Here is a 10,659-nt window from a genome sequence, read left to right as displayed (position 1 = left end):
GACCAGCAGCCGGCCGCCGGGCGGGCGGGTCACTTCTTCACACCGCGGACGATCAGCCGTCGCGAACTCTGGTCGTAGGGCCCGCCGTCGAAGTCCCCGAAGCACTCGACGTCCACGAACCCTGCCGCCACGAACAGGCCGTGCAGTTCGGCCGCACTGTAGAGGAACGACCTGATGGACGCGGTGCGGGCGCTCTCGCCGCGTACGAGCGTCCAGTCCGTACGGAGCCTGCGCCAGCTGTCCAGGACGGTGTCGCGCTGGACGACGTACGAACCGTCCGGCAGATCCACAGCCTGTGGACGGCCGATCCAGCCCGCGAGCACCTCCTTGCCCATGACGTCGACCAGCAGCCGGCCGCCGGGGGCGAGGCTCTGCCACGCGTTGCGCAGCACCTGGAAGTTGTCGTCGGCGTCCTCGAAGTAGCCGAAGGAGGTGAAGACGTTGAGGATCACGTCGTAGGCGTCGGGGGCGGTGTACGTGAGCATGTCCTCGCGTACGAGCGTGACGTCCGCCGGTCCCGCGTCCGCCGCGCGGCAGACGGCCTCGGCGCGCTCCAGCATGGCCGGGCTCAGGTCGACGCCGGTCACGCGGTAGCCGCGGGCGGCCAGGGGGACGAGGAAGAGGCCGGGGCCGCAGCAGAGGTCGAGGACGCGTGAGCCGGGCGGGAAGTCGAGGAGCGGGGCGGTCCTGACCAGTTCGGCGACGGTCTCGGCGCGCGTGCCGGAGAACATGGCGGGCGCGAAGTCGACCCACAGGCTGTCGTCGTCGTACCAGTCGTCGCGTGTCGCGTCGCTCGTCTCGTCGCTCGACTCATCGCTCGCCACTTCGGCCTCCAGGTCCGGCGGTTGGTGCGCGTCCTCCTGAGTTGTCGCGGCGTGGCGGGCGCGAGTTCCCGGCGGATGCGAAATCGCGGAAGGTGGCGAGAGATCGCCACGACGGGCGGGCCGGGAACCCAGCCGCTCACGCCCGCCGTTCTCACTTCGACGAACGAACGCTCCACAACGGAGAGAGGGCCCGCGCATGCTCGACCTGATCTCGGGCGGGAACGTGTCGCTGCCCCGCGGCACACTCGCGATCCGGGTGCCGGGGCCCTTCGACCTGTCCGTGCTGATCACCGGCGAGGACGGAAAGGTCTCGGGCGACGGCGACTTCGTCTTCTACAACCAGCCGTCGGCGCCCGGCGCCGGCCTGCGCGCCGACACGGTCACGGTCGACGTGGGGCGGCTGCGGGCGGGGGCGAGCCGGGTCACGGTGGTGGTGAGCGCCGCCGACCCGGCGGTGCCGCTGGGGCGGCTGCCCGCGCCCACGCTGTCGGTGACGGGAAGCGGTGGCCGGGGCCTCGCCCGGTTCACGCCACCGCGCCCGACGCACGAGAGCGTGCTGCTCCTCGCGGAGATCTACCGCAGGGGCGGCGGCTGGAAGCTGCGGGCCCTGGGCCAGGGTTACGCGGACGGGCTGGCCGGGGTCGCGCGGGACTTCGGCATCGAGGTGCTGGAGGACAGCCCGACCCCCCAGATCCCCGACAGCGGTAACGGCGGCGGTTTCACGGCCCTCGTCAACGCCGAGCGCTCCCGCTCCGGAGCACCTCCCGTCACGGCCGACGCCCGTCTGACGTCCGCAGCGCGGGCGCACTGCGCAGCCATGGCCGCCGCCGGCCGGCTCGACGGCGCCCTCGGCCCGGGCCTCTACCAGCGGATAACGGAGCAGGGGTACAGCTATCTGACCGTCGCCGAACAGCTGGTGTCCGGCCCTCGTTCGGAGGCGGACTTCCTGGCGTACTGCCTCACCGACACCCGCATGGGCCGTACGGTGCGCGACCCCGATCTCGCGCAGGTGGGTGTCGCCCACGCCCCGGCCGCCGACGGCGACCTCTTCTGGACGGCGGTGTGGGCCCGCCCGCTGACCCCGCACGGCCTGGCGGCCGTCGCGTCCGACGTCGTCGCCCTCACGAACGCGGAGCGTACGGCCGCAGGTCTGCGCCCCCTGGCCGGCGACCCCGGGCTGACGGTGGCGGCGCAGGCGCACAGCGACGACATGGTGGCGCTGGGCTTCTACTCCCACACGAGCCCCGACGGCCGGCAGCCGTGGGACCGGGCCGCCGCCGCGGGCTGCGCGCACCGGGGTATCGGCGAGAACATCGCGTGCGGTCAGCGGTCGGCCGCCGAGGTGGTCCGGGGCTGGATGAACAGCCCCGGACACCGTGCCAACATCCTCAAGCCGGATTTCACCCACATAGGCATCGGCTTGCGCGGCGGCGGCGAGATGGCCACGTACTGGACCCAGCTCTTCGGCGCGTCGGGGTAGGGCCGGGCTCAACTCGCGCAGTACACGTCCCGCTCGGGCCGCTCGCCGGTCTTCAGGAAGGTGGTGACCTTGCTGTTGCCGCAGGCGTTGCCGTTGCCCAGATACATGCCGTGCCCGCCCTGGTCGACGCTGACGAGCCTGGCCCGGTCGCCCAGGGCCTCGCGCATCTTCAGAGCGCCGAAGTACGGAGTGGACGGGTCCCGCAGGCTCTGGATCATCAGCACGTTGGACGGCCCGTCGTCCGTGATGCGGGTCGGCTTCTCCACCGGGCCGCTCTTCCAGAAGGCGCACGGCAGGACGTTCTGCGGCATGCCCGCGGTGAGCGGATAGCGGGCACGGTCCGCCTTCGTGGCCCGCGCGTATCCGGAGAGGGAGGTGGACCAGCGGACGTCGTTGCAGATGACCCCCACCATGACCGTCACGTCCTCGTCACGCAGCGGCTGGGCGAGATCCGGGCTCAGGACGGGCGTGGCGTCCGGGTCCTGGGCGGCCCGGACGAGGCGTGCGAGCTGGGGGAAGGAGGCATCGCTGTAGAGACCGTTGAGGAAGGCCTGCCGCAGCATGCCGCCGGTCAGCGGGTTGCCCTCGGTGGTCGACTCCTTCGGCTCGCGGTCCAGCCGGGCCGCGAGTTCCAGAAACAACTCCCGTACGTCATGGGCATGTTCACCCAGCCGCAGTCCGTCCCCCTCGGCGTCACGCGCGGGGTCGGCGGCCCAGGCCGCGAAGTCGGGGAAGCGGTCCTCCATGGCTCTCGACGTGTTCGCCATCCAGCCCTGCTCGACCCGCGTGGGGTCGGGATCGCCGCTGCTGTCGAGCACCCAGCGGTCGGTGCGGTTCGGGTACTTCTGCGCGTACACGGCCCCGATGTACGTCCCGTACGAGCTGCCCCACGCCGACAGCTTCTCCTCCCCGAGCGCCTGCCGGAACCGCTCGATGTCCCGCACCTCGTTGGCGGAGGTGAAACTCCGCAGGACCGCGCCCCCGTTCTCCTCGCACGCCTCGGCCATACGGCGCGAACGGTCCACGTTCTCACCGATCCCCCCGTCGGCGCCGGGCCAGGACCGCAGGCTCGCCAGATACCGGTCGCCCGCGTCGAACCCACAGCTCGCGGTCGTACTGCCGCCGACCCCACGCGGGTCGAAACTCACGATGTCGTACGCCCCGTCCATCTCCCCCTGAAGCGCCTTCCCCTTGCGCGCCAGCGCCTGCACCCCGGACCCGCCGGGCCCTCCGGGAATCATCAACAGCACCCCACGCCGCGCCTCTGGCCGCTCACTGCGCACCCGGCTCACGGCGAGCGTCACCTGCTTCCCCCCGGGCTTCCGATAGTCCAGCGGCACCTCCAGCTCCCCACACTCCTGCCCCTCGGGCCCCCCGGCCTGCACACACGGCTTCCACACCACCCCACCCCCCTCTTCGGCCCGCGCGACCCCGGTCCCCCCGACGGTCAACGAGCCGGCGACGGCGGCGGCGGAGAGGGCGAGGAGGAGACTTGTCTGGCTGAATTTCCGGTAAGTCGTCATGCCACAAGGGTTGTTGACGGGGCTGCGGTTTCCCATGCGGCAGGCAGGCATCCATGAGGTGGGGGTATCCCCCGATGCCACGGCCACGGAGTCAGGCCGGAAGATCCGCGGCCTTCAGGCGTAGCCGATTCGGAAGGCGGGGCGCCGCGCCGTCACCAGTCGCGCTCGGCCACCAACTCCTCCAGATCCGCGTCCTGGAACCCGTAGGCCGACGCCACGAAGCCGAAGTCCACGGCTATCTCGTCGCGCGCCATGGTCTCGATCTCGCTGCCCGCCGCCCAGAACTCCTCCTGGAGCCGGTTGAACTCCTCCGTCGCGACCGCGGTCAGCGCGTACAACGCCGCCAGATCGGCCGGCCGCTCCGCCTCGATGCGCTCACAGAGGCGCAGCAGGATGCCCCGCCCCTTGTCGAGGAGCCGGTCCGGGAAGTACTCGTCCGGATACAAGCCCCGCAGGAACTCCCGCCCGGCGACCTGCTGGTTCGTGACCGACATGGTGATCCCCATCCCCCTTCGAAGAGCCGATGCGCCGATCCTGCACCACTGGTCTGACAACGCCGGGCCGGTCAGGTCGGGCAGCACGCGGTCGACGGGTCCGGGGTGTTCAGGCGGCAGAAGCAGGAGGCGTTGATCGGGACGTCCGCGAGTGCGGTCGCGAGCGTGAGTTGGTGGGAGATGATCCGCGCCTCGCCCGTTCTGCCGAGCCGCACCAGGCATTCGTGGAAGCCGTGCAGCGCCCAGACGTTCCCCGGATGGCGGGAGGGTCTGGGGAGTGTGTCGTCGAGGCCGAGGTCCGCGCGGTAGACCGCTTCGGCCTCCTCGACGCGGCCCTGTTCGAGCAGCAGGGCCCCGTACGCGTGGCGGGTCGGCTGCATCCAGCCCCAGGGCTCGTCGAAGGGGAGGCCGTCGTCAAGGGCGATCGAGCGTTCCAGTGCGGCGAAGGCCAGGTCGTACTCGCCCTCGCGGTAGTGCAGTTCGCCGTCGAGCATCGCCGACGCGACGGCGAGGATGTCCCGGCAGGTGTTGTTGAACAGCGTCCGGCTCTCGGGCACCCGCTCGACGGCCAGGTGGAAGGCCGCGCGCTCGGACCGGGCCTCGGGGAGCCGTCCGGTCGCCGAGTACGCCACTCCACGGGCGTAGCGGATCATCGCGGTGGTGACGCAGTACAGGTCGGAGTCGGCCGGCAGCGGCAGGGCGAGGATGTCGGCCCACCGGCCGAACCGGATGAGCACGTGCACCCGCATGGCCAGGAAGCCTTCGAGCCAGTCCGCCATGGGCGGGCTCTGAACGCGCAGCAGTTCCTCGGGGATGGAGGCTTCGAGCTGGGCGGCGGTCTCCAGGGCGGTCCGGGACTGTCCCAGGAACATCGCGCCGTAGATCTTGAAGTGGTAGTTGTGCGAGCGGTAGAGCGTGTAGAAGTTCATCGCGCCCGCCCGCCGCCGGTACCGCTCGTCGGCCCTGATGGCCTCGCTGTTGGCCGATACGACGCGCCGGTAGTCACCGCACAGCACGTCGAGGTGCGACGGCATGTGGTGCAGGTGTCCCGCGTCGGGCATGGAGCCGCGCAGCCGGTCGGCGACCACCAGCGCGTCCTCCGGTGTCGGGGACATCTCCATCAAATGGATGTACAGGTGCAGGGCGCCGGGGTGGTCGGCCCCCGCCTCGCTCGACAGCGCCCGGTCCAGGACCGCCTTCGCCTCCGTCGTACGGGCGCCTTCGGCGGGCTCGCCCGTACGCAGGTCCCAGAGCCGCCAGGGGGTGAGGTTCATCAGCGCGTCGGCGTAGAGCGTGGCGATGTCGGGGTCGTCGGGCGCGAGTTCGTGGACACCGCGCATGGCCTCGGCGTAGGGCAGGTTCCAGACCGAGCAGTCCGCCGGGACCTCCGCTCGCGGGTAGCGGGCGAGGAGCGCCTCGATGAGGGCGCGCTCGACGGGGGTCGCGCCGGCGGCGCACGCGCGGGCGCGCTCGACGGCGGCATGGGTCCCGCTGACGGTCCGCTCCAGATCGAGCGCGTCGAACGATTCCCAGGGCTTGTTGTAGTTGGGCCCCAGCGCGTACGCGATGCCCCAGTGGGCCATGGCGCAGCCGGGATCGGCGGTCGCCGCCTCCTCGAAGCAGCGGACGGCCTCCTCGTGGTTGAACGCGTACGTCCACGCCAGCCCGCGGTCGAACCAGCGCTGCGCGTCGGCCGAACGCGTCGAGACGGGCCGCGTGAGTGTCCCGAGGTCGAAGTACTCCATGAACATCTCCTTCGAAGGATGGTCCCGCTCGGCCGACGCGCGTCGCGATCTTACGGTCCGGTGACATGCCGTCGCGGGTGCCTGGCGCTGTGTGATCGCGCGCCTAGCGTGGATGTCATGCGTGTACTTGTCACCGGCGGAGCCGGGTTCATCGGGTCGGAGATCGCCGCCGCCCTCGTTTCGCGCGGGCATGACGTGGTCGTGTACGACGCCCTGCTGCCCTCCGCGCACGGCGGGGCCCCGGCCCGGCCGTCGCCCGACGGGGAGCGGCTGGTCGTCGGGGATGTGCGGGACCGGGAGGCGGTGGAGGAGGTGCTCCGCGGGGTGGACGCCGTGTGTCATCAGGCCGCGATGGTCGGGCTCGGGAAGGACTTCGCGGACGCGCCCGCGTACGTGGGGTGCAACGACCTCGGCACCGCCGTGCTGCTCGCCGCCATGGCCGGGGCGGGCGTGCGGTCGCTGGTGCTCGCCGGGTCGATGGTCGTGTACGGGGAGGGGCGTTACGACTGCCCGCGCCACGGTGCCGTCCGGCCGGGGCCGCGTGCCGCCGCCGATCTGGAGGCCGGGCGGTTCGAGCCCAACTGTCCTGAGTGCGGAGCCGAGTTGACACCCGGCCTGGTGGGCGAGGACGCGCCCACCGATCCCCGTAACGTGTACGCCGCGACGAAGCTCACGCAGGAGCACCTGGCCTCGTCGTGGGCGCGCGCGACGGGTGGGCGCGCCGTGTCCCTGCGGTACCACAACGTCTACGGGCCGGGGATGCCCCGCGACACCCCGTACGCGGGTGTCGCCTCCTTCTTCCGGTCCGCGCTGGCGCGCGGCGAGGCGCCCCGGGTGTACGAGGACGGCGGCCAGCGGCGGGACTTCGTGCACGTACGGGACGTGGCCGCCGCCAACGTGGCCGCCCTCGACGCGGTGTGCGCGGCGGGGCCCTCCGGCTTCGCCGCGTACAACACCGGCAGCGGCGAGCCGCATACCATCGGCGAGATGGCCACCGCGCTGGCGGCGGCGCACGGCGGGCCCGCGCCCGTCGTGACCGGTGAGTACCGCCTCGGCGACGTACGCCATGTCACCGCCGACTCGCGGGCGTTGCGCGACGAGCTGGGCTGGAAGCCGGAGGTGGGGTTCGCGCGGGGGATGGCCGAGTTCGCGACGGCGCCGCTACGGGAGCCGGGACGTGTAGTCGACCAGCCGCGCCTGTAGCTCCGGGTACGGCGTCGCCTCGGGGACCGTGCCGTCGCCGCGTACCGCCTGCGCGACCGCGACCGCCGCGTGGAGCGCGGCGCGGTACGGCAGGGAGCCGGTACTCACGCGGCGTACGCCCAACTCACCCAGTTCGGCGGGGGAAAGTGCGGGGATCGCGAGGACGTTGAGGGGTACGGGGATCTCCGCCGCCAGTTCGCGCAGCAGGGCCGGGTCGGCGGCGCCGGGGACGAACACACCGTCCGCGCCCGCCTCTACGTAGCGCGCGGCGCGCTCCAGCGTCGCGGCGAGCGTGGCGTCCTGGCCGAGCCAGTACGTGTCGACGCGCGCGTTGACGAACACCTCCGGGCAACGCCCCTTCACGGCCGCGACCTTGGCGGCGTGCGCGGCAGGGTCGATCAGCGTCTCGGCCGTGCTGTCCTCGATGTTGACGCCCGCGACCGCCACCAGCGCGGAGACGTACGCGGCGACTTCGTCCGGGTCGTCCGAGTAGCCGTCCTCGACGTCCACGCTGACCTGCACCGGCAGCGGTGCCAGCGCGCGGGCCAGGGCGAGATTCGCGTCCCGCGTCGCCCGGCCGCCGTCCGGCCGCCCCAGCCCGGACGCCACCCCGAAGCTGGTCGTGCCGACGGCCTCGAACCCGGCGTCGACGAAGGCGAGCGCCGAGGGGACGTCCCAGGCGTTGGGCAGGACCAGGGGGGTTGGTCGGTGATGCAGCGCGCGGAAGGCGGCGAGCGACGGTGAGCGAGTCATGTACGAACCGTACGGAGCGCTGCCCCTGGTTGACGTCAGTGACTTCTGCGAGCCTGGGACGATGCGGGAATGCTGGTTCTGCGGTGATCCGGTGGACGCCGGTCAGGTCCACCGCGTCGAGCTGGAGGGCGGCCACGGCCCTCGGACGGTGCGGATCCCCGGCTGTGCGGACTGCCTGCGGAGATATCGGGCGCACCAGGACGAGGGAACGACCGTGGCGTCCGTCTGCCTCTTCGTCGCGCTGATCGGCGCCCCGGCGGCGATCGTGGGCGCCATCGGCCTGCGCTCGGTCGTGCTCGGTGCGGTGGGCCTGCTGCTGGCCGGGGTGTTCGTGGCCGCCCTGACGGCCACGATCAGGCACGACCGGAGGAACACCCCCGCGCTGACCCACAGGCAGGGGGGATGGGCGAACCGGATCCACGGGCACGCGGAGATCGCCCCGCTGCTCCAGCAGGGGTGGTGGGTGAAGGGGTACCGGCCGCGCCACGGCGGTGGGTCGGGCGGTCCCTGACGGCCGCGGACGACGGCCGCGCACGAGGCCGTCAGGCCGTCGGCACCGGCAGCGTCACCTCGAAGCAGCAGCCGCCCGTGACGTTACGGACCGCCGCCCGGCCCTCGTGGGCCTCCACGATGCCTCGTACGATCGCGAGCCCGAGACCCGCCCCGGCCGGGGGCGTACGGGCGTCGCTGCCGCGCCAGCCCGTGTCGAACACCCGCGGCAGATCCTCCTCCGGGATGCCGCCGCAGCCGTCCGTCACGGACAGCACGACCCCGTCCTCCGCGCTCCGCGCGGCGACGGCGACCGTGCCGTCGGCCGGTGTCCGGCGGATGGCGTTCACGAGGAGATTGCCGAGGACCCGGCTCATCTCCTTGCTGTCGACCTCCACCGGTACGGCGTCGATACGGTCCCCCACGAGCCGTACGCCCAGCTCACGCGCGAGTGGGTCGGCGCCGGCCAGCGCGTCGCCGACCAGGTCGTACACGGAGACGCGGGCGGGGGTCAGGGTGAGTGATCCGGCGTGGATCCGGGAGAGTTCGAAGAGGTCGCCGACCATGCCGTTCATGCGCTCGACCTCGGTACGTATCTGGCGCAGGTAGCGGGGCGAGTCGACGGCCATGCCGTCCTCCAGCGCCTCCGACATGGCCCGGAGCCCGGCGAGGGGTGTCCGCAGGTCGTGCGAGATCCACGCGACGAGTTCGCGCCGTGAGGTCTCCAGCGCGCGCTCACGCTCACGCGAACTGTCCAGCTTGGCGCTGGTGGCCGCCAACTCGCGGGTCAGCGCGGCCAGTTCGGCGGTGGCGGGCTCGACGGGCGCGGCGAAGACACCGCCGTCGCCGAACGACCTGGCGGCCAGGGTCAGATCCCGGCTGCGGGCGACCATCCACCGGCCGAGGAGGACGGCGGTGAGGAGGGAGACGACGGCGGCCATCGCGACGACGGTCGTGACGACGCTCAGGTCGTGCGGCGACAGGAACATCGCCCAGGCGACGGCGAGCGTCCCGGCGAGCATGGCGGTCACGGCGACGGCGGCGACGACGGTCACGGACACGACGAACGACCGGTGCCGGATGAGCCGCAGGGCGAACGCCCCGAGCAGCCCGGCGACGGCGGCCCCCAGGAACGCGATGAGAGCGATGAGCAACATGTCGGTCATGGGCGGCCGGGTCCTTCGGGGAGGCTGTCGGTGGGGGGTGTTGCGCCGACGGGGGGTTCGGGGGTCTCCCCCGCCAGCCGGTACCCCACCCCCCACACCGTCTGGATCAACGTCGGCCGGGCCGGATCGTGTTCGATCTTGGCGCGCAGGCGGCGGACATGGACCGTGACCGTCGACAGGTCGCCGAAGTCCCAGCCCCAGACCTCGCTCATCAGCTCCTCGCGCGTGAACGCCCGCCCGGGGTGGCGCAGGAAGAACGCCAGCAGGTCGAACTCGCGCAGCGTGAGCGCCAGTTCGGCGCCCTCGCGCGTCGCGCGGCGCGCCGTCGGGTCCAGGGAGAGCGCGGCCGTGCGCAGCACGCTCGCCGCCGGTGACGAACCGGGCGGCGGCACTGCCGGCAGCCGCGCCCGGCGCAGGACCGACTCCACCCGCAGTACCAACTCCCGCGGGCTGAACGGTTTGGTGACGTAGTCGTCCGCGCCCGTCTCCAGCCCGAGCACGCGGTCCTCCTCGTCCCCCCGCGCCGTCAGCATGATCACCGGTACCGGGCCGCCCTGTTCACGCATCCGGCGGCAGATCTCGAAGCCGTCCATGCCGGGCAGCATCAGGTCCAGCACCACCAAGTCCGGGCGCCGGCGCGCGAAGTGCGCCAGCGCGGACGGGCCGTCGGCCGCGCGTACGACGTCGTGGCCGGCCCGGTCGAGGTAGCCGGCGACGACCTCGGCCACGGTCGGGTCGTCGTCCACGACCAACACATGGGCGGCGGTGGCAGGTGGATTGTTCTGCATACGTCCACCTTCGCACTCGGCCGCCCGCGACGGTCCCGGCGGGCGCCCGCGACGGCCGGACGTCCGTGTTTCGTAAGGTCCAGAAGTCCGGTATGCGGCTTTATGGTCCGTAGGGTGAACGCCGTGACCCACATCGCTGAACCCATCGCCGACGTCGTCCTGCCCTGCCTCGACGAGGCAGGGCAGGACGACGT

At 72.4% G+C, this 10,659-nt stretch carries 10 protein-coding genes; 3 read left to right on the top strand and 7 right to left on the bottom strand.

Annotation, left to right across the window (positions count from 1 at the left end; translation table 11 throughout):
- Positions 1–29: 29 nt before the first annotated feature.
- The gene (locus tag BHU15_RS03075) at positions 30–731 is read right to left on the bottom strand and encodes an SAM-dependent methyltransferase (RefSeq protein ID WP_069625734.1); all 702 of its coding nucleotides are present in this window, start codon (positions 729–731) and stop codon (positions 30–32) included.
- Positions 732–1,020: 289 nt separating this feature from the next.
- Between BHU15_RS03075 and BHU15_RS03070 the strand changes: the two genes are divergently transcribed.
- Positions 1,021–2,304: a CAP domain-containing protein gene (locus BHU15_RS03070; protein WP_069625731.1), complete on the top strand. Its 1,284-nt coding sequence runs from the start codon at positions 1,021–1,023 to the stop codon at positions 2,302–2,304.
- 8 nt (positions 2,305–2,312) lie between these two features.
- On the opposite strand, the gene BHU15_RS03065 is transcribed toward BHU15_RS03070, so the two are convergent.
- From BHU15_RS03065 to BHU15_RS03055, 3 genes are all read right to left on the bottom strand, one after another.
- Complete coding sequence (locus BHU15_RS03065) at positions 2,313–3,827, bottom strand: alpha/beta hydrolase (RefSeq protein ID WP_069625730.1); 1,515 nt, start codon at positions 3,825–3,827, stop codon at positions 2,313–2,315.
- Positions 3,828–3,979: 152 nt separating this feature from the next.
- Entirely contained in the window at positions 3,980–4,321 is a 342-nt protein-coding gene (locus BHU15_RS03060) for a DUF5713 family protein (RefSeq protein ID WP_069625733.1), read from the bottom strand.
- Between the two features lie 71 nt (positions 4,322–4,392).
- Positions 4,393–6,066, bottom strand: a complete 1,674-nt coding sequence (locus tag BHU15_RS03055; RefSeq protein WP_069625732.1) for a tetratricopeptide repeat protein — start codon at positions 6,064–6,066, stop codon at positions 4,393–4,395.
- A gap of 117 nt (positions 6,067–6,183) precedes the next feature.
- On the opposite strand from BHU15_RS03055, the gene BHU15_RS03050 reads away from it, so the two are divergent.
- Entirely contained in the window at positions 6,184–7,269 is a 1,086-nt protein-coding gene (locus BHU15_RS03050; RefSeq protein WP_069625729.1) for an NAD-dependent epimerase/dehydratase family protein, read from the top strand.
- Here BHU15_RS03050 and BHU15_RS03045 read toward each other — a convergent pair.
- On the bottom strand, positions 7,228–8,022 hold the full coding sequence (locus BHU15_RS03045) for an isocitrate lyase/PEP mutase family protein (RefSeq protein ID WP_069625728.1): 795 nt from the start codon (positions 8,020–8,022) through the stop codon (positions 7,228–7,230). The genes BHU15_RS03050 and BHU15_RS03045 overlap by 42 nt on opposite strands.
- On the opposite strand from BHU15_RS03045, the gene BHU15_RS03040 reads away from it, so the two are divergent.
- Positions 8,021–8,533, top strand: a complete 513-nt coding sequence (locus BHU15_RS03040; protein WP_069625727.1) for a hypothetical protein — start codon at positions 8,021–8,023, stop codon at positions 8,531–8,533. The two genes, BHU15_RS03045 and BHU15_RS03040, sit on opposite strands and share 2 nt — an antisense overlap.
- A gap of 31 nt (positions 8,534–8,564) precedes the next feature.
- On the opposite strand, the gene BHU15_RS03035 is transcribed toward BHU15_RS03040, so the two are convergent.
- Both BHU15_RS03035 and BHU15_RS03030 read right to left on the bottom strand, forming a co-directional pair.
- On the bottom strand, positions 8,565–9,677 hold the full coding sequence (locus BHU15_RS03035) for a sensor histidine kinase (RefSeq protein WP_069625726.1): 1,113 nt from the start codon (positions 9,675–9,677) through the stop codon (positions 8,565–8,567).
- Entirely contained in the window at positions 9,674–10,465 is a 792-nt protein-coding gene (locus BHU15_RS03030; RefSeq protein WP_069625725.1) for a response regulator transcription factor, read from the bottom strand. The genes BHU15_RS03035 and BHU15_RS03030 overlap by 4 nt, the downstream gene beginning before the upstream one ends.
- Positions 10,466–10,659: the final 194 nt, after the last annotated feature.

The organism is Streptomyces niveus (assembly GCF_001723055.1).
GTDB lineage: Bacteria > Actinomycetota > Actinomycetes > Streptomycetales > Streptomycetaceae > Streptomyces > Streptomyces niveus.
The sequence above is the reverse complement of the archived record's forward strand: the minus strand, read 5'-3'. Positions and strand labels throughout refer to the sequence as shown.